Here is a 19025-nt window from a genome sequence, read left to right on the forward strand (position 1 = left end):
ATCTTATTATTGATAGAGCAAGCTCTGAAATCGTAGGTTTCAGAGCATTGACTAAGTTTTCCAATAGGTTACAGATAGCGTGGTTTAAGGAGTTTATAGTGAAAAAATGGTTGTGTGCAGCAAGCTTTGGTATTGCATTAGCTTTCTCTGCTGGCGTTCAGGCAGCAGACAAAATTGCCGTTGTAAATGTTGGCGAGATTTTTCAGCAGCTGCCAGCCCGCGAAGCAGTTGCGAAGCAGTTGGAAAATGAGTTTAAAAACCGCGCATCTGAATTGCAACGGATGGAAACTGACTTGCAATCCAAGATCCAGAAATTACAGCGTGATGGTTCCACTATGAAATCCAGTGAGCGTACTAAGCTGGAAAAAGATGTGATGGCTAAGCGTGAAGAATTTGCCAAAAAAGCTCAAGCTTTTGAACAAGATCACCGTCGTCGCGAGATGGAAGAACGCAACAAAATTCTAAGTCGTATTCAAGACGCAATCAAAGTAGTTGCTGGCAAAGAAGGCTATGATGTCGTTATTGATGCGAATGCTGTTGCTTATTCAGTATCTGGCAAAAATATTACTGCAAGTGTATTGAAACAGGTTAAATAATAGATGTTTTCAATTCGATTGGCTGATTTAGCTCAGCAGTTGAATGCACAATTACATGGTGATGGCGATATTGTTATCACCAGTATTGCACCAATGCATTCTGCCAATAGCGAGCAGATCACTTTTTTGTCTGACAGTCGTTACCGTGAACGTTTAGGTGAATGTCAGGCAGCCGCTGTCGTTCTCCAGGCGTCAGATCTTCCTTATTGCAATATTCCTGCGTTGGTTGTCGCCAATCCTTATCTGGCATATGCCTATATGGCTCAGATTATGGATACAACACCGGTTCCCGCACAGGATATTCACCCTTCTGCGGTGATTTCACCTCTGGCAACTTTGGGTAAGCATGTCGCTGTTGGAGCCAATGCGGTTATCGAGTCTGGCGTTGTGCTTGGTGACAATGTGGTTATCGGCGCAGGCTGCTTTATTGGTAAAAATACGCGTATTGGCGCGGGAAGTCGTCTTTGGGCGAATGTCTCTGTTTATCACAATGTTGAAATGGGTGAGCAGTGTCTGATTCAGTCAGGAGCAGTGATTGGGTCTGATGGTTTTGGCTACGCGAATGATCGTGGCAAGTGGGTTAAAATCCCTCAATTAGGTTCAGTCATTATTGGTGACCGGGTTGAGATTGGCGCTTGTACGACGATCGATCGGGGCGCTTTGGATAATACCATTATTGGCAATGGCGTCATTATCGATAACCAGTGTCAGATTGCTCATAATGTTATCATTGGTGACAATACGGCGGTTGCTGGCGGTGTGATCATGGCCGGTAGTCTGAAAATTGGTTGTTACTGTATGATTGGCGGCGCTAGTGTAATTAATGGACATATGGAAATCTGTGATAAGGTAACAGTCACGGGAATGAGTATGGTGATGCGTCCTATCACTGAACCTGGTGTATACTCCTCTGGCATTCCGGCACAACCAAATAAAGTTTGGCGTAAGACGGCAGCTTTAGTCATGAATATCAATGAAATGAATAAACGTCTTAAGTCAATGGAGAGTAAACTGGAAGGCGAAAACGAGTAATTGCACTATATTTAATTGTACTAGATTTAGTTGCACTATATTTTTATTTTTGGTTGTGTCTTATTTTGCGGCCTGCCTGGGAACTCTGGATTTGGGGTTTAAGCGGGCCGTGTCGTTAATACAATTAGTCCTTTTTGACAGGAAGAGTATTTAGATGAGTGATAATCATACTCTGCACATTGAAGAAATTTTAGATCTACTTCCACATCGTTATCCATTTTTATTGGTGGATCGCGTTCTTGATTTTGAGGAAGGTAAATTCTTACGTGCAGTAAAAAATGTATCTTTTAACGAACCCTTCTTTCAGGGACATTTTCCCGGCAAACCTATTTTCCCTGGCGTTCTGATCCTTGAGGCTATGGCACAGGCTACCGGAATTCTGGCATTTAAGAGTGTGGGTAAATTAGAGCCAAATGAGCTCTATTATTTTGCCGCTATCGATGGTGCCCGTTTTAAACGTCCGGTAGTGCCTGGGGATCAAATGATATTAGAAGTAGAATTTATTAAGGAGCGTCGAGGGGTTGCGCGTTGTAGAGGCGTAGCGAAAGTCGATGGAGAAATAGCTTGCGAAGCAGAAATGATGTGTGCTCGCCGTCGTGAGGTTTAGTCTATGATTGATGAAACCGCTTATATACATCCTAGCGCTATTATAGAAGATGGCGCGGTTATCGGTGCTAATGTTCGTATTGGACCGTTTTGTTGTATTGGTTCTCAGGTTGAAATTGGCGAAGGTACAGAGCTGAAATCTCATGTTGTTGTCAATGGAATAACCAAAATCGGTCGTGATAACCTGATTTTTCAATTTGCTTCTATTGGAGAAATGAATCAGGACCTGAAATATCACGGTGAACCAACCCGAGTTGAAATTGGTGATCGTAATCGTATCCGCGAAAGTGTCACCATTCATCGTGGTACCGTGCAGGGTGGTGGTGTAACGAAAATCGGCAATGATAATTTGTTGATGATTAATGCCCATATCGCTCATGACTGTATTGTCGGTGATCGTTGTGTCATTGCGAATAATGGTACTTTAGGGGGGCATGTTATCCTGGGCGATTATGTCATCATTGGTGGTATGAGTGCGATTCATCAGTTCTGTCAGATAGGCTCTCATGCTATGGTGGGAGGGTGTTCCGGCGTGGTACAGGATATTCCGCCATATGTTATCGCTCAGGGGAATCACGCAACACCTTTTGGCACCAACGTCGAAGGTCTGAAACGTCGTGGTTTTGATAAAGATTCATTGCATGCAATTAGAAATGCGTACAAGATTTTGTATCGTAACGGAAAAACGTTAGAAGAAGCACAACGAGAAATTGCTGAGCTGGCTGAAAATAATCAGCATGTAAAAATTTTCAGCGATTTTTTGGCAAATTCTACCCGCGGCATTATCCGTTAAGTAGATGAAGGATACTCCTTTGGCTACCATTTCTTCTATTGATAGTCTGCGTCCGTTGACTATTGGATTAATCGCCGGAGAAACCTCCGGTGATATCCTTGGTGCAGGTTTAATTCGTGCTTTAAAAGCAAAAGTACCTCATGCCCGTTTTGTTGGTGTGGCAGGTCCACTTATGCAGGCTGAAGGTTGTGAAGCTTGGTATGAGATGGAAGAGCTAGCAGTAATGGGGGTTGTTGAAGTTCTCGAACGTTTGCCTCGTTTGCTGAAAATACGTAAGGATCTGACAACCCGTTTCACTGAACTGAAACCTGATGTATTTGTGGGCATCGATGCACCGGATTTTAATATCACCCTGGAAGGTCGGTTAAAACAGCGAGGCATTCGCACTATTCATTATGTTAGTCCGTCGGTATGGGCTTGGCGGCAGAAACGTGTTTTCAAAATTGGTAAAGCTACAGATATGGTGCTGGCTTTCTTACCTTTTGAAAAAGCGTTTTACGATAAGTTTAATGTTCCGTGCCGGTTTATTGGACATACGATGGCGGATGCCATGCCATTGCAACCAAATAAAGCAGCGGCGCGTGAACTATTAGGTATTCCTCCAGAGGCTGTTTGCTTGGCTTTATTGCCGGGGAGTCGCCATTCTGAGGTTGAGATGCTGAGTGCGGATTTTCTTAAAACTGCTCAGTTATTGCAGCGAAGCATACCAGATCTGCATGTATTTGTGCCGTTGGTGAATGCTAGACGGCGTGAACAATTTGAGCGCATTAAGCAGGAAGTTGCGCCAGAACTGAATGTTCATCTTGTGGATGGCAAAGCGCGAGAAATCATGATCTCAAGTGATGCCGCACTTTTGGCCTCTGGTACCGCTGCTTTGGAATGTATGTTGGCAAAATGTCCAATGGTAGTTGGTTACCGGATGAAGCCATTAACTTTTTGGTTGGCAAAACGTCTGGTAAAAACACCTTATGTTTCATTGCCTAACTTATTATCCGGTGAAGAGTTAGTTAAAGAATTATTGCAGGAAGAATGTCAGCCGCAAAAACTTGCAGATGAGTTGTTGCCGTTATTACAAGGCAATGAAAGAGTTGAAGTATTGAAACAGACATTTTTGCATTTGCATGAAAGCATTCGTTGTAATGCTGACGAACAAGCAGCACAAGCCGTGTTGGAATTGGCAGGAAAATGATGGAATTTATATATCCTCAGGTGGGTCTGATTGCTGGGGTTGATGAAGTTGGTCGAGGCCCATTAGTGGGGGCAGTTGTGACTGCCGCTGTGATTTTAGATCCGTTACGGCCGATAGTGGGTTTGGCTGATTCTAAAAAACTGAGTGAAAAACGCCGTGAGGCACTGTACCTGGAGATCACAGAAAAAGCATTGTGCTGGAGTTTAGGACGTGCAGAACCGGCAGAAATTGATCAATTGAATATCCTGCATGCGACTATGCTTGCGATGCAGAGGGCGGTGGCTAATTTGCCTATTTCTCCTGAATATGTGCTGATTGATGGTAATCGTTGCCCTAAATTACCCATGCCAGCACAAGCGGTGATAAAAGGTGATGGACTGGTTGCTGAAATCAGTGCCGCTTCTATTGTGGCGAAAGTTACCAGAGATCGGGAAATGGCTGAGCTTGATCAACTGTTTCCCGAATATGGATTTGCTAAGCATAAAGGCTACCCGACAGCATTTCACTTAGAAAAGTTGGCGCAGTTGGGAGCGACAGAACATCACCGTAAAAGCTTTGCGCCGGTTAAGAGAGCAATTGGCCTTTAAGTAAACTGGTTGACTGAATACAGCTATTCTTCAAACTAATACCATCTGGATAAATATATGGCCGAACCCCGTTTTGTGCACTTACGTGTTCACAGCGACTATTCAATGATTGATGGCTTAGCCAAAACCAGCCCTTTAGTGAAAAAGGTTGCGCAGTTAGGTATGCCGGCTTTTGCGATCACTGATTTTACTAATTTGTGTGGGTTGGTGAGATTTTACGGCAGTGCTCATGGAGCAGGAGTAAAACCGATTATTGGTGCTGATTTCTATGTAGAAAGTGAACTGCTTGGTGATGAGTACGCTAGCCTCACCATTCTTGCGCGCAATAATACCGGTTATCATAACCTGACGCTGCTGATATCAGAGGCTTATCAGAAGGGATATGGTGCGATTGGTCCGACAATTAAACTAGAATGGCTGATAAACCATAAAGAAGGTTTAATCTTACTCTCTGGTGGCCGTATGGGGGATGTGGGTAAATTCCTGCTACGTGGTAATCAGGTCATGGTGGACCAATGCCTTGAGTTTTATCAAGAGCATTTTCCCGGCTGTTATTATTTGGAGTTGATCCGCACTGGGCGTGCGGATGAAGAGAGTTATCTTCATGCCGCGGTTGCACTGGCAACGGAAAAAAACCTGCCAGTCGTTGCAACTAATGATGTTTGTTTCATTGATAGCGAAGATTTTGATGCACATGAGATTCGCGTAGCGATTCATGATGGCTATACTTTGGCCGACCCCAAACGCCCGAAAAATTACAGTCCTCAGCAATATCTGCGTAGTGAACAGGAAATGTGTGAACTATTCGCTGATATTCCTGAAGCGCTGGAGAACAGTGTAGAAATTGCTAAGCGCTGTAATGTCACTATTCGCCTTGGTGAATATTTCCTGCCGCAATTCCCTACGGGAGAAATGAGTACTGAAGATTATCTGATAGATAGATCTAAACAAGGGTTGGAAGAACGCTTGGCATTTCTCTATCCAGATCCTAAGGTACGTGCAGAAAAACGTCCTGAATATGATGAGAGGCTCGATATTGAACTTCGGGTTATCAACCAGATGGGATTTCCTGGTTACTTCCTGATCGTGATGGAATTCATTCAGTGGTCGAAAGACAACGGTGTTCCTGTAGGTCCTGGACGTGGTTCGGGGGCAGGTTCTTTGGTGGCTTATGCCCTGAAAATAACCGATCTCGATCCTTTGGAATTTGACCTGCTATTTGAACGATTCCTAAACCCTGAACGTGTTTCCATGCCCGATTTTGACGTCGATTTCTGTATGGAAAAACGCGATCTGGTGATTGATCATGTGGCTGATATATATGGCCGTGACGCCGTATCTCAGATCATCACATTCGGAACAATGGCAGCGAAAGCGGTAATCCGGGATGTTGGCCGAGTGCTAGGGCATCCATACGGATTTGTTGACAGGATTTCCAAATTGATACCGCTTGATCCAGGTATGACGTTGGAGAAAGCATTTGCCGCGGAGCCTCAACTTCCTGAAATCTATGAAGCGGATGAAGAAGTTAAGGCGCTGATAGATATGGCGCGTAAATTGGAAGGTGTTACTCGTAATGCCGGGAAACACGCGGGTGGGGTGGTTATCGCTCCAACTAAAATCACCGATTTTTCGCCTCTCTATTGTGACCCGGAAGGTTTGAACCCGGTTACTCAGTTTGATAAGAACGATGTGGAATATGCAGGGTTGGTGAAATTTGATTTCCTCGGACTGAGGACACTGACCATTATCAACTGGGCATTAGAGATGATCAACGCGCGTAGAGCGAAGAAAGGTCTGGAGCCGATTGATATTGCAGCAATTCCGCTGAGTGACGCTAAAAGCTTTGATATGTTGCAACGCGCTGAAACAACAGCGGTATTTCAGCTTGAATCCCGTGGTATGAAGGATCTGATTAAACGTCTGCGTCCCGACTGCTTCGAAGATATGATCGCGCTTGTTGCTTTATTCCGGCCAGGTCCTTTGCAATCAGGCATGGTGGATAACTTCATTGACCGCAAACACGGCCGGGAAGAGATCTCATACCCGGATATACAGTGGCAGCACGAATCTTTACAGCCTGTGTTGGAGCCAACTTACGGCATTATCCTTTATCAAGAACAAGTGATGCAGATTGCTCAAGTATTGGCGGGATATACTCTCGGTGGTGCAGATATGCTCCGACGAGCGATGGGCAAGAAAAAACCGGAGGAGATGGCTAAGCAGCGTTCTGTCTTTGAAGACGGAGCAAAAAAACTGGGTATTGATGGCCAACTGGCAATGAAAATCTTTGACCTAGTAGAAAAGTTTGCCGGTTACGGATTTAACAAATCTCACTCTGCTGCGTATGCCTTGGTTTCTTATCAAACCTTATGGTTGAAAGCACATTACCCGGCTGAATTCATGGCTGCGGTGATGACTGCTGATATGGATAATACAGAAAAAGTTGTTGGTTTGATTGATGAATGCTGGCGCATGGGGTTGAAAATCTTACCACCTGATATCAATAGTGGCTTGTATCATTTCCACGTTAATGATGACGGGGAGATCGTATATGGTATCGGTGCAATTAAAGGGGTAGGTGAAGGGCCGATTGAAGCGATCATCGAAGCTCGTCAGAAAGGCGGTTATTTTAGAGAACTGTTTGATTTATGTGCCCGTGTCGACATCAAGAAGTTAAATCGCCGAGTGATGGAAAAACTGATTATGTCAGGGGCATTTGACCGTTTGGGGCCGCACCGTGCAGCACTGATGTCTACTCTGGAAGATGCCCTAAAAGCGGCGGATCAACATGCTAAAGCGGAAGCGACTGGTCAGACTGACATGTTTGGCGTATTAGCTGAAGAGCCAGAAGAAGTGGAACGCTCTTATGCCAATATTCCTCAATGGCCGGAACAGATTGTTCTTGACGGTGAACGGGAAACGTTGGGTCTCTATTTAACCGGGCATCCTATTACCCGTTATTTAAAAGAAATTGAGCGCTATACTAATGGATTGAGGTTAAAAGATGTGAATCCAACACCGCGCGGTCAGGTAACGACTGTGATAGGGTTGGTGTTAGCGTCCAAAGTGATTATAACCAAACGGGGTAACCGGATTGGTATTTGTACCTTAGATGACCGTTCAGGACGTCTAGAAGTTATGTTATTTTCCGATGCCTTGGAGAAATATCGGCATTTGTTAGAACAAGACCGGATATTAATTGCTACAGGGCAGGTCAGCTTTGATGACTTCAATGGCGGTCTTAAAATGACAGCTCGTGAATTAATGGATATTAGTGAAGCGCGTGAAAAATATGCGCGTGGGCTTGCTATCTCGCTGTCAGACAGGCAAATTGATGATCAATTGTTGAACCGTCTTCGTAGTGCATTGGAACCACACCGTTCGGGAACGATACCAGTTCATCTTTATTACCAGAGGGAAGACGCCCGCGCCCGTTTAAGATTTGGCGCGACGTGGAGGGTAACGCCAACGGATAACCTTCTGACAGATTTGCGAACTCTGCTGGGTAATGAGCAGGTAGAATTAGAATTTGACTAAAATAGGAATGTTATGAGTCTGAATTTTCTTGAATTTGAACAGCCGATTGCCGAGCTGGAAGCGAAAATTGATTCGCTAACCGCAGTTAGCCGTCAAGGTGAAAAATTAGATATAAATCTGGATGAAGAAGTACAGCGTTTGCGAGAAAAAAGTCTGGAATTGACTCGCAAAATCTTTTCAGATTTAGGTGCCTGGCAAATTGCTCAACTTGCTCGTCACCCACGTCGTCCTTATACGTTGGACTATATTCAGCATATTTTTACTGATTTTGAAGAGCTTGCGGGTGATCGTGCATATGCTGACGACAAAGCGATTGTGGGTGGTTTGGCTCGTATTGATGGGCGTCCAGTGATGGTTATTGGTCACCAAAAGGGCCGTGAAACCAAAGAAAAAATTCGTCGTAATTTCGGTATGCCAGCGCCAGAAGGCTATCGTAAGGCTTTGCGCCTGATGGAAATGGCAGAACGCTTTAAACTGCCAATTATTACTTTCATTGATACTCCTGGTGCATATCCAGGGGTTGGTGCAGAAGAGCGCGGTCAATCTGAGGCGATTGCTCGCAACTTGCGTGAAATGTCCCGCCTGTCTGTACCTGTTATTTGTACTGTGATTGGTGAAGGCGGCTCTGGTGGCGCATTGGCGATTGGTGTTGGTGATAAAGTGAATATGCTGCAATACAGTACTTATTCTGTTATCTCCCCAGAAGGTTGCGCTTCAATTTTGTGGAAAAGTGCGGAAAAAGCACCTTTGGCGGCAGAAGCGATGGGGATTGTCGCATCTCGTTTGAAAGAATTGGAATTGATCGATACTGTGATCTCAGAGCCATTAGGTGGCGCCCATCGTGACTATGAAGCAATATCCGCGTCGTTGAAAGCTCAGTTGTTGGTTGATCTGGCAGAGCTTGATCATCTGACATCTGAAGAGTTAATTGACCGCCGATATCAGCGCTTAATGCAATATGGTTATTGTTGATATCTGAACTCATTGTTTGAATGAGGGATGGAAATGATTGTAACTGATAAATTTCAGCTATTTCCATCCCTTGCTGTTTCTGCTTTATTTATTTTGTATTTTTAATGAAAGTGACGGAAAGTATTATTAACGGGCAGTGATCTTAAACTGAATAAAATAGGCGATCACGAATTCATATTATTGCACATTAGAGAACGCTTGAATCTGTAATGACAAACATTAATGAGCGACTATTTGTCACTTTGGCTAAACAGCTTGGTGAATATAAGAAAATTCTGGTTGGATTCAGTGGTGGGTTAGATTCCTCTGTTTTGCTTCATTTACTGGTTAGTTGGCGTAATCAACATAATCAGGAAATCCAACTAAGAGCAATGCATATTCACCACGGTTTAAACCTAAAAGCAGATCAATGGGTTGAACATTGCCAGCAGATCTGTGATGACTGGCAAGTGGAGTTTCATTCTGCAAGAGTCACGATAGATGCTCGTCAAAAGGGGATTGAGGCTGCGGCTCGCGAGGCTCGATATCAGGTATTCAAGCGCGAATTACAAAAAGACGAAATTTTGGTAACCGCTCAACATCTTGATGATCAGGCGGAGACTTTTTTACTGGCATTAAAGCGAGGTAGTGGTCCGGCAGGTCTTGCTTCTATGCCTTCAATCGCTGTATTTGCTGATACATTATTGTTACGTCCGTTACTTGACTATAGTCGGAATGAATTGGAAATGTATGCCAGTAAACATCGTCTGAATTGGATTGAAGACGACAGTAATCAAGATGATCGTTATGACAGAAATTTTCTGCGTTTACATATCATGCCGTTACTGAATCAACGTTGGCCGCATTTCCCTCAGTCGGCTGCTCGTAGTGCAAGTTTATGTGGTGAACAAGAACAGCTTCTAGATGAATTACTGAATGAGTCTTTGAAAGAGTTGATAACCCAAGATGGTGCTTTGGATATTTCGTCTTTGGTTGTATGTTCAGAAGCCAAACGAAATGCTTTGTTACGCCGTTGGTTTGGTTACCATGAGATAAAAATGCCTTCACGAGAACAGCTTAGCCGGCTTTGGCATGAGGTGGCTCTTGCTCGTACTGATGCTGAGCCTCGGCTACAATTTGGTAAATATGATGTACGCCGTTATAAGCAAAAACTCTGGTTGGTTCCCCAATGGCAATCTTTGAGAGAGACTATTCTTGAGTGGGATATTTGCAATACTTTGGTATTACCGGATCGCTTAGGAGAATTGAATATTGCTGATTGCGGTATTCAAGTAAGGGTTCCGGCTGATAATGAACGAGTGACTATTCGCTTTGGTGTCCAGGGAATGATAAGTATTGTGGGGCGTCAACACTCCCGTCATAGTAAAAAATTGTGGCAAGAGCTTGGGGTCGCTCCGTGGCTTAGAGAACGAATTCCATTGCTTTATTACAACGAACAATTGATAGCGGCGTTAGGTGTTTTTGTTACCAAGGGAAGTGAAGCGGTAGAAGGAAGAGAGATGTTAACAATTAACTGGCATAAAACGCTGTTAAAATAAAACGTTAAGCCGCCAAAGGCGGCTGTTTTCTATCAAGATTCAGAGTGTTCAATAGTAATAGTGCCAATTTTAGGGTGACTGAAACTGGCAATATGATCTAACCGCAATTCACGGGGTTTACCTTCTGTTTCAATTATCAAATATTCAACTTTTTTTCTTAAAACCAAATCACAGGCTTTTCCTTCAATAACTTCCCCGCCCCGCAACTTTATGTGGAGATGGAGCTGATGTTGGCAAGTTGACTCAAGATTGTCGTAGTCGTCACAGTTAATTGGTTGATATTCAGTATTTATAGACATATTCGCTCACCACTATGGTTAGTGGCGGTTATTGCCGCCCGTGGTTGTTAAAAATTGTAACTCAAAAGCACTGTTAATGACTATAGCACAGGAAATCAATCGTGATTAATGAATAACTTTGGTTATTCATTCTGAACAGTAAATAAATAAAAGTCTTATTTCACAGCAAGTTCCTGACAAAAGTATTAAAATCAGCCCACGTTATTTTACTATTATTGGGTAACATCCTTAAGAAGGACAGTACTTACGCTATTAGGCTTGAATAATCGCTATGTTCCTTGTGTTACTTATAAGATGAGAATTATAGAGTTCATTATACTGTGTGGAGATAAATGTGAATAAAAAACTTTTGACAGCGTTAGTTGCAGTGGGCGTGTCTGCTTTGATGGGATGTAAAGGTAACTCAGCACAGCAAACGAGTTCACAGCCAGTAGATCAAACTTTTCATGGTACTCTTCCTTGCGCTGATTGTTCTGGTATTGATACCACACTGTTATTGGATAATGACGGTACTTATATTCTGGAACAAACTTATCTTGGTGCTCGTGATGGTGACCAGTCATTCTTTGAATCCGGTCTATGGGCGAAAGATGGAGAGAAAATTCGCCTGACAAAATCAGACGACCAGAAATCTTATTATCTACCGGAAGGTGAAAACTTGGTAATGCTCGATATTGAAGGCAATAAAATTGAATCATCATTCAATTATGAACTGCAACGGGTAAAACCGAAGAAACTGGCGGGTGAATACAGTTATATGGCTGATGCTGCTTTGTTTACAGATTGTAGCACAGGTAAGCGGTATGCTGTAACGGAAAGTCTGGATTTGGAGCAAGGTTATCACCAAGTCGGTGTGGAAGGTGGAACGCCGGTTTATGTTGAAGTTGAAGGTTATTACAGCGTCCGCCCTTCAATGGAAGATGGGCAATTTGATCCCGCTTTGATTCAGACAGGTAAAATCCATTTCGATAAATCAAAATCTTGTAATATGAAGAAATAATTCTAGTTTCAGTATATATGGTGATAATGGGCAAGAAACGTAAAATGCTCTGTTGCGATATGACCATTATCACCATATTATTCAATAAATTACTGCAATAATCCTAATTAACAACCAAGTTGTTGCTTCAAGTAATCAACAACATCGTCTAGTTTCAGCATCTGTTTTTCATCACCGCGACGATGTTTATATTCTACTTCTCCATTATCGAGATTACGGTCACCAATAACGATAGTGTGTGGTACACCGATAAGCTCCATATCGGCAAACATCACGCCTGGACGTTCCTTGCGATCATCAAAAATAACATCAATGCCGCTAGCGCGTAGATCGGCATACAGTTTCTCTGCAACTTCTTTAACACGGTATGACTTGTGCATATTCATTGGCAAAATAGTAACTTGGAATGGTGCAATTGCATCAGGCCAGATGATACCGCGGTCATCGTGATTTTGTTCAATCGCTGCGGCGACAATACGAGTAACACCAATACCATAACAGCCCATAGTGACTATCTGATTGTGACCGTCTTCGCCTTGAACCGCCGCTTTCATGGCATCAGAATATTTGGTGCCAAGTTGGAAGATATGACCAACTTCAATACCTCGTTTGATGAGTAATGTCCCTTTACCATCCGGGCTGGCATCACCTTCAACAACATTACGGATATCAGCAACTTCTGGTAGCGGCAGATCACGCTCCCAGTTGATGCCGAAATAGTGTTTGTCATCGATATTGGCGCCTGCGCCAAAGTCACTCATTACTGCCACACTACGGTCGACAATAACGGGTATTGGCAGATTGACAGGTCCCAATGAACCCGGGCCTGCGCCAACAATTGAGCGAATCTCTTCTTCGGTAGCAAAAGTCAGTGGGCTGGCAACTAAAGATAATTTCTCTGCTTTGATTCCATTAAGTTCGTGGTCGCCGCGAACCAGTAAGGCAATCAATTTATGACCTGTTCCTTCTGATGCGTGAACCATCAGGGTTTTAACGGTTTTCTCAATTGGCAGATTGAATTGCTCAACCAGTTCTGCAATTGTTTTTGCATTTGGAGTCTCTACCAAATGCATCTCTTCTGTTGGTACAGCGCGATCATGAGCCGGGGCAACAGCTTCGGCTAATTCAATATTAGCTGCGTAATTGGATTCAGTTGAGAAAACGATATCATCTTCTCCACTGGCTGCCAGAACCTGAAATTCATGGGAAGCACTACCACCGATGGAGCCGGTGTCTGCCAGGACAGCACGAAAATCCAAACCTATACGGGTAAAAATTTTGCTGTAGGCTTCGTACATGTTGTCGTAAGTTTCTTGTAATGATGCTTGGGTAGCATGGAAAGAGTAAGCGTCTTTCATTAGGAATTCACGGGAACGCATCACACCGAAACGAGGGCGAACTTCATCGCGAAATTTAGTCTGAATCTGGAATAAAGTCAGTGGTAACTGCTTATATGAACTGACTTCATTGCGAATCAAATCGGTGATGACCTCTTCATGAGTTGGACCTAGTACAAAAGGACGATCACCTCGGTCAACAAAACGCAGTAACTCTGGACCATATTGTTCCCAACGGCCACTTTCTTGCCATAGGTCTGCCGGCTGTACGACGGGCATAGATATTTCAATCGCTCCGGCATTGTTCATCTCTTCTCGAACAATTTTTTCGACTTTTTTGAGTACACGGATACCTGTAGGCATCCAATTATACAGACCTGAAGCGAGTTTACGGATCATGCCCGCACGCAGCATCAGCTTATGGCTGACAACCTCCGCATCGGCAGGAGTCTCTTTTAATGTAGAGAGCAGATATTGGCTAGTACGCATTGTTAGGTTCCATTAGAGCAGCAAATTGCTTCTGACTGGCAAAAATTTGCCAGCCAATAAGAAAACGAAAATAAGCCTTTAGTCTACCAGTGAGTTTAAGATGCCAAAAGGGTATATGCTGATTTTTAATGGGGATCTATGGAGACCACTTCGGTTAATGTGTCACAGATTCTCCAGCGTACATTAAAATCCAGTAAATGAGCTGCATATTCCCGATTTTCCTGTTCTCCTCTCCGGTAAGCAGGACGAGGATCTTGAGCCAAAACCTGACTAATAAAACGGCGTAAGTTCGGATAAATATTTTGAACTGAAATGAGCTGTTGCTCAGCGGCAGGCGAAAATATCACTTCCATATCGGTAGAAGGGGCTTGCTGTGCAAAACCTGCCACTGCATGTGGCTGACATTCAGCAAAAGGTAAATAAGGCTTAATATCAATAACAGGCGTGCCATCAACTAAATCCAGGCTACCCAGTTCCAGAGTAACTTGACCTTTCTTGTATTCGATCCCTTTAAGTTCAATCAGAGACATACCAATTGGGTTTGGTCGAAAAGTCGAACGGGTTGCGAATACGCCCATTTTTGCATTGCCGCCTAAACGAGGAGGACGCACCATTGGTTTCCAGCCGCCTTCTATTGTTTGATGGAAGATAAAAATAACCCACAAATGACTAAATTGTTCCAGACCACGGACTGCATCCGGCTGATTATAGGGAGGGAGAAGCACCAATTTCCCGTCACCATCTTCAATAAGACCTGGTTGGCGGGGAACGGCAAATTTTTCTTTATAAGGGGAGTGGATAACCCCTATCTTCGTGAAATGGAAATCGGTCATTGGGTGATAAGCAGGGCTGAACCTTCACATATTGCTATTTGGTAGCATCCTTGGCCTGATAATATTTCGCATTGATGCAATAAAACAGCGTTAGCATCCAAATAAGCTGCTTTGGTTATCATCTGGTTGCGAGCCACGGTGATATTCGCTGGTGGATCTTGTAAAGAGTTGCGACATGATTGACCAGAAACAATCCCTAAATCTTTAAATGAGGCACTTAATAATTCTTCACTCTTGGTATATAACTTTACGGATGAGGAAAAATGTTTTTTTTCGCCAGTTGATAGTCTTGTGAGTCTCATATCTGATAATTGGGAAGAGTCAGTAAATGTTGTTTGTTGTATTGAACATCCTGTTATGGACAGTGCTAACAAAGAGGCAAGTAGCTTACGCATTATAGATCCTCGAATTTTTACTGCTAGAGTTAAGCGAGTAGATCAGGTTAACAAATAATACCGAAAATATGATGCCATAATAAATCAGGCGGACAACCTGTCCGCCTGATTATTCTAATATTGATGAGCGTAATATGAAAGATTACCAACCTTTCACAGCACCACCATTAAAGATCTTATTGGCAGCTTCATCAACTTCGTCAGATTGATATGCTTTAACGAATTTCTTAACGTTTTCAGCATCTTTATTATCTTCTCGACTAACCAGTAGGTTTACATATGGAGAATCTTTATCTTCAACGAATAAACCATCTTTTGCTGGAGTCAGGCCAATCTGGCTAGCATATGTTGTGTTGATGATTGCCAGAGCAATTTTTTGATCATCCAGTGAACGTGGTAATTGTGGAGCTTCCAGTTCGACTAGTTTTAGATTCTTAGGGTTTTCAACAATGTCTAAAACTGTTGGCAATAAACCTATACCATCTTTCAGTTTAATTAGACCTTGTTTCTGTAACAGTAATAAAGAACGGCCTAAGTTCGTTGGATCGTTTGGTAACGCAATTTGGGAACCATCCTGTAATTCATCCAAAGATTTAATTTTTTTGGAATAACCCGCAATTGGATAAACAAAAGAGTTGCCAACTATGACCATCTTATAACCACGGTCTTTGATTTGCTGATCCATATAGGGTTTGTGCTGGTATGCATTCAGATCAATATCACCTTTACTCAGCGCTTCGTTTGGTAATACAAAATCATTAAAGGTTACTAACTCTACATCAAGACCGTATTTATCTTTAGCAACTTTTTTCGCAATTTCAGCAACTTCCTGCTCTGCGCCGACGATAACGCCGACTTTAATATGGTTTGGATCTTGTTTTTCTTGCCCACAACCCGCCAAAATTAATGAGCCTAAAAGAGCGCTGATAGTTGCGATTGTTCTTAATTTAACAGACATACTTTACCCCTATAGAATACTGATTTATTAGTACCGACACAGGTACTGCTATTAAAATGATCTTATTATTTATGTGTTGTGGCCTTGACTAAACGGTCACCACTTAATTGAATTAAATAAACTAAAATAACCAGTAATACTAATACGGTATTCATTACTGTTGCATTATAGCCGATATAACCGTATTGATAACCAATCTGGCCTAACCCACCTGCACCTACAGCACCTCCCATTGCGGAATAACCGACTAAAGTAATGAGGGTAATTGTGGCTGCATTGAGCAAACCAGGTAATGCTTCAGGTAACAGAATTTTCTTTATAATCTGGAATGGAGTTGCTCCCATTGCTCTGGCGGCTTCAATTAGTCCTGATGGAATTTCTAACAAAGCATTTTCTACCATACGAGCAATAAATGGCGCAGCACCTATGGTTAATGGGACAATGGCAGCTTGTAAACCGATCGATGTTCCCACAATTAGTCTGGTAAAAGGAATCATCCACACCAGTAAAATAATAAATGGAATAGAACGGAAAACATTGACTACCGCTGAAAGAAAACGATAGAGCTTGCTATTTTCCATAATCTGACCGGGACGGGTGACATATAACAATACACCTATCGGCAACCCGATAATGAAGCCAAAGAAACCAGAAACAAAAGTCATTACTAGAGTTTCCCAGACGCCTTTAGCCAGTAATAAAATCATTCCTTCAGACATAACCGAGAACCTCTACTTTCACATGATGATCTTGTAAAAACTTAATCGTTGATTCAACGCCGCCATTTTCACCGTGTAACTCCGCTAGCATCACACCAAATTTTACGCCACCGGCATAGTCGATTTGAGAACTTAATATATTCATATCAATATCAAAACGACGTACCGCCATTGAAATCAGTGGAGCATCTACAGACTGACCGGTGAACTCTAATTTCAATAATGGACTAAGATCTGGTGCTGGGTGGCTTTGCATTTTTTGTACATAATCTTCAGGGATATCCAGATGCAAAGTTGACTGAATAAATGCCTGAGCGATAGGTGTTTTGGGATGAGAGAACACTTCACTAACAATGTCTTGTTCAATCAATTGCCCACCACTAATAACGGCTACCTGATCACAAATACGTTTGACGACATCCATTTCATGTGTAATCAACAGAATGGTTAGTCCCAGACGGCGATTAATGTCTTTTAATAATTCCAGAATAGAACGTGTTGTTGCGGGATCCAGAGCGCTGGTTGCTTCATCACATAAAAGTACTTTAGGTGAATTAGCCAGAGCGCGAGCAATAGCAACACGTTGCTTCTGTCCGCCAGAGAGATTTGCTGGATAAGCATCATGCTTATCTGCAAGACCAACAAGCTCCAATAATTCGTCTACCCGCTTTTTGATTTCGGCCTTTGGAATGTTATCCAATTCCAAAGGTAAAGCTATGTTGCCAAACACTGTTCTTGAAGACAGCAAATTGAAATGCTGGAAAATCATGCCGATACGACGACGTGCACGGGTTAAATCACTATCAGATAAGATAGTTAAATCCTGACCATCGACCAGTACTTGCCCGGAAGTTGGACGCTCAAGCATATTTACACAGCGAATCAGTGTACTTTTACCTGCGCCGGATGAACCAATGACCCCGTAAATTTGCCCTTGCGGAACATGTAGGCTGATATCTGAAAGCGCGTTAATAGAACGGGCACCCTGCTGGAATATTTTATTGATATGAGACAGTTTTATCATTTTTATTCTTATTTATTTTTATAAAAATTTTGAAAATTGATAGCTTGAACATTTTTGAGAAAGCAAACCACCCGTTGAACCGGATGTTAAGGTGTCTAGACGTCTAAGTCAACTGTGAATAAATTAATTGCTGCATTCTCATTCATGGCTAAATCGTGCGATACTGAGGGCTTCTTACATTCTTGGAGCAATCGGGTGACACAAGGTATTCCTGCCGTATTTTTAGATCGTGACGGAACAATAAATATCGATCATGGTTATGTACATGAAATAGATGATTTTCAATTTATCGATGGTGTCATTGAAGCCATGATTGAATTGAAAAAGATGGGGTATGCACTGGTATTAGTTACAAATCAGTCAGGTATTGCTCGTGGCATTTTCAATGAAGATCAGTTTTTGCAACTGACAGAATGGATGGATTGGTCGCTAGCAGACCGTGGCGTAGATTTGGATGGCATCTATTATTGTCCTCATCATCCAGATGCAATTGAAGAGCAATATAAGAAGAGTTGTGACTGCCGCAAACCACAGCCGGGTATGTTGCTGGACGCGCAGAGGGAACTTGGTATTGATATGACAGCTTCTTTTATGATTGGTGACAAACTCGAAGATATGCAAGCTGCGACTCTGGCAAAAATTGGCACTAAGGTATTGGTTCGCACAGGTAAACCCGTTACCACTGAAGCTGAACAAGCGGCTGATTTGATAATAAATAGTCTTGCAGACTTACCTAAAGCAATTAAAGGCATCAAAAAATAGGCTTTTTGTTCTTTATGTCATCATGTTGAAGAAAAAATCTTCAAATGAAAGTTTTTTTTCAAATAAATGCTTGCCAGCGCCAGAGAACTCCCTATAATGCGCCACCACTGACCGACACAACGCTGATAAACATTGTGAGGTCAGGCAGAGAGAAAGCCAATAAGCGCTTGACTCTGCGGGCGAACAGCGTAGTATACGCAGCCCGGCTGAGCGAGAATATTAAATTTTAATTCAGCCTGCTCTTTAACAATTAATCAGACAATCTGTGTGGGCACTCACAAGACCGTATCACAAAAAAATACGTTTTAAAGTCTTGAAGAGTGAACAACAGTTAATTCATTACGAACTAATTAGTC

At 42.7% G+C, this 19025-nt stretch carries 18 protein-coding genes; 11 read left to right on the forward strand and 7 right to left on the reverse strand.

Translation table 11 applies throughout. From position 1 onward, the window contains the following. Positions 1–98: 98 nt before the first annotated feature. From skp to tilS, 9 genes are all read left to right on the forward strand, one after another. Entirely contained in the window at positions 99–596 is a 498-nt protein-coding gene (gene skp, locus EAE92_RS07240; RefSeq protein ID WP_036812315.1) for a molecular chaperone Skp, read from the forward strand. Between the two features lie 3 nt (positions 597–599). Continuing rightward, complete coding sequence (lpxD, locus tag EAE92_RS07245) at positions 600–1628, forward strand: UDP-3-O-(3-hydroxymyristoyl)glucosamine N-acyltransferase (RefSeq protein ID WP_214067588.1); 1029 nt, start codon at positions 600–602, stop codon at positions 1626–1628. Positions 1629–1782: 154 nt separating this feature from the next. Continuing rightward, positions 1783–2235 (forward strand): 3-hydroxyacyl-ACP dehydratase FabZ, encoded by a 453-nt coding sequence (gene fabZ, locus EAE92_RS07250; RefSeq protein WP_214067589.1) that lies wholly within the window; start codon positions 1783–1785, stop codon positions 2233–2235. A gap of 3 nt (positions 2236–2238) precedes the next feature. After that, positions 2239–3027, forward strand: a complete 789-nt coding sequence (gene lpxA, locus EAE92_RS07255; RefSeq protein ID WP_214067590.1) for an acyl-ACP--UDP-N-acetylglucosamine O-acyltransferase — start codon at positions 2239–2241, stop codon at positions 3025–3027. A gap of 4 nt (positions 3028–3031) precedes the next feature. Next, positions 3032–4216 carry a lipid-A-disaccharide synthase gene (lpxB, locus tag EAE92_RS07260; RefSeq protein WP_214067591.1) on the forward strand — a complete coding sequence of 395 codons (1185 nt, stop codon included), beginning with the start codon at positions 3032–3034 and terminating at the stop codon, positions 4214–4216. After that, a complete protein-coding gene (gene rnhB / locus EAE92_RS07265; RefSeq protein ID WP_105398862.1) occupies positions 4213–4803 on the forward strand; it encodes a ribonuclease HII in 591 nt (196 codons plus the stop codon). The genes lpxB and rnhB overlap by 4 nt, the downstream gene beginning before the upstream one ends. 57 nt (positions 4804–4860) lie before the next feature. Then, a complete protein-coding gene (gene dnaE, locus EAE92_RS07270) occupies positions 4861–8343 on the forward strand; it encodes a DNA polymerase III subunit alpha (RefSeq protein ID WP_105398861.1) in 3483 nt (1160 codons plus the stop codon). A gap of 12 nt (positions 8344–8355) precedes the next feature. Next, positions 8356–9315, forward strand: coding sequence for an acetyl-CoA carboxylase carboxyl transferase subunit alpha (gene accA, locus EAE92_RS07275; protein ID WP_105398860.1), 960 nt, complete (start codon positions 8356–8358; stop codon positions 9313–9315). Positions 9316–9524: 209 nt separating this feature from the next. Further along, positions 9525–10853, forward strand: a complete 1329-nt coding sequence (tilS, locus tag EAE92_RS07280; RefSeq protein WP_110091246.1) for a tRNA lysidine(34) synthetase TilS — start codon at positions 9525–9527, stop codon at positions 10851–10853. Between the two features lie 32 nt (positions 10854–10885). Here tilS and rof read toward each other — a convergent pair whose 3' ends face one another. Then, complete coding sequence (gene rof / locus EAE92_RS07285) at positions 10886–11152, reverse strand: Rho-binding antiterminator (RefSeq protein ID WP_036781226.1); 267 nt, start codon at positions 11150–11152, stop codon at positions 10886–10888. Between the two features lie 334 nt (positions 11153–11486). Between rof and nlpE the strand changes: the two genes are divergently transcribed. Then, on the forward strand, positions 11487–12152 hold the full coding sequence (gene nlpE, locus EAE92_RS07290; RefSeq protein ID WP_105398858.1) for an envelope stress response activation lipoprotein NlpE: 666 nt from the start codon (positions 11487–11489) through the stop codon (positions 12150–12152). A gap of 107 nt (positions 12153–12259) precedes the next feature. Here the strand turns inward: nlpE and proS are convergent, their stop codons facing one another. The 6 genes from proS to metN form a co-directional block, all read right to left on the reverse strand. Further along, positions 12260–13978: a proline--tRNA ligase gene (gene proS / locus EAE92_RS07295; RefSeq protein WP_040154161.1), complete on the reverse strand. Its 1719-nt coding sequence runs from the start codon at positions 13976–13978 to the stop codon at positions 12260–12262. Positions 13979–14103: 125 nt separating this feature from the next. Next, entirely contained in the window at positions 14104–14811 is a 708-nt protein-coding gene (gene tsaA, locus EAE92_RS07300; RefSeq protein WP_040154159.1) for a tRNA (N6-threonylcarbamoyladenosine(37)-N6)-methyltransferase TrmO, read from the reverse strand. After that, positions 14808–15206, reverse strand: a complete 399-nt coding sequence (gene rcsF, locus EAE92_RS07305) for an Rcs stress response system protein RcsF (protein ID WP_214067592.1) — start codon at positions 15204–15206, stop codon at positions 14808–14810. The genes tsaA and rcsF overlap by 4 nt, the downstream gene beginning before the upstream one ends. A 142-nt stretch (positions 15207–15348) precedes the next feature. After that, entirely contained in the window at positions 15349–16164 is an 816-nt protein-coding gene (locus EAE92_RS07310; RefSeq protein WP_036812082.1) for a MetQ/NlpA family lipoprotein, read from the reverse strand. Between the two features lie 65 nt (positions 16165–16229). Continuing rightward, positions 16230–16883 carry a methionine ABC transporter permease MetI gene (locus EAE92_RS07315; RefSeq protein ID WP_040154155.1) on the reverse strand — a complete coding sequence of 218 codons (654 nt, stop codon included), beginning with the start codon at positions 16881–16883 and terminating at the stop codon, positions 16230–16232. Continuing rightward, a complete protein-coding gene (gene metN / locus EAE92_RS07320) occupies positions 16876–17907 on the reverse strand; it encodes a methionine ABC transporter ATP-binding protein MetN (RefSeq protein WP_036781210.1) in 1032 nt (343 codons plus the stop codon). The genes EAE92_RS07315 and metN overlap by 8 nt, the downstream gene beginning before the upstream one ends. Positions 17908–18102: 195 nt before the next feature. Between metN and gmhB the strand changes: the two genes are divergently transcribed. Continuing rightward, positions 18103–18669 (forward strand): D-glycero-beta-D-manno-heptose 1,7-bisphosphate 7-phosphatase, encoded by a 567-nt coding sequence (gene gmhB, locus EAE92_RS07325; protein WP_105398855.1) that lies wholly within the window; start codon positions 18103–18105, stop codon positions 18667–18669. Positions 18670–19025: the final 356 nt, after the last annotated feature.

The sequence above is a fragment of the Photorhabdus hainanensis genome (genome assembly GCF_018448965.1).
GTDB lineage: Bacteria > Pseudomonadota > Gammaproteobacteria > Enterobacterales > Enterobacteriaceae > Photorhabdus > Photorhabdus akhurstii.

Coding starts and splice junctions, on each gene's coding strand:
- tilS (WP_110091246.1), top strand. CDS start 9,525: ATGACAAACATTAATGAGCGACTATTTGTCACTTTGGCTAAACAGCTT.
- dnaE (WP_105398861.1), top strand. CDS start 4,861: ATGGCCGAACCCCGTTTTGTGCACTTACGTGTTCACAGCGACTATTCA.
- lpxD (WP_214067588.1), top strand. CDS start 600: ATGTTTTCAATTCGATTGGCTGATTTAGCTCAGCAGTTGAATGCACAA.
- rnhB (WP_105398862.1), top strand. CDS start 4,213: ATGATGGAATTTATATATCCTCAGGTGGGTCTGATTGCTGGGGTTGAT.
- EAE92_RS07310 (WP_036812082.1), bottom strand. CDS start 16,164: ATGTCTGTTAAATTAAGAACAATCGCAACTATCAGCGCTCTTTTAGGC.
- lpxA (WP_214067590.1), top strand. CDS start 2,239: ATGATTGATGAAACCGCTTATATACATCCTAGCGCTATTATAGAAGAT.
- lpxB (WP_214067591.1), top strand. CDS start 3,032: ATGAAGGATACTCCTTTGGCTACCATTTCTTCTATTGATAGTCTGCGT.
- rcsF (WP_214067592.1), bottom strand. CDS start 15,206: ATGCGTAAGCTACTTGCCTCTTTGTTAGCACTGTCCATAACAGGATGT.
- proS (WP_040154161.1), bottom strand. CDS start 13,978: ATGCGTACTAGCCAATATCTGCTCTCTACATTAAAAGAGACTCCTGCC.
- EAE92_RS07315 (WP_040154155.1), bottom strand. CDS start 16,883: ATGTCTGAAGGAATGATTTTATTACTGGCTAAAGGCGTCTGGGAAACT.
- tsaA (WP_040154159.1), bottom strand. CDS start 14,811: ATGACCGATTTCCATTTCACGAAGATAGGGGTTATCCACTCCCCTTAT.
- rof (WP_036781226.1), bottom strand. CDS start 11,152: ATGTCTATAAATACTGAATATCAACCAATTAACTGTGACGACTACGAC.
- metN (WP_036781210.1), bottom strand. CDS start 17,907: ATGATAAAACTGTCTCATATCAATAAAATATTCCAGCAGGGTGCCCGT.
- fabZ (WP_214067589.1), top strand. CDS start 1,783: ATGAGTGATAATCATACTCTGCACATTGAAGAAATTTTAGATCTACTT.
- accA (WP_105398860.1), top strand. CDS start 8,356: ATGAGTCTGAATTTTCTTGAATTTGAACAGCCGATTGCCGAGCTGGAA.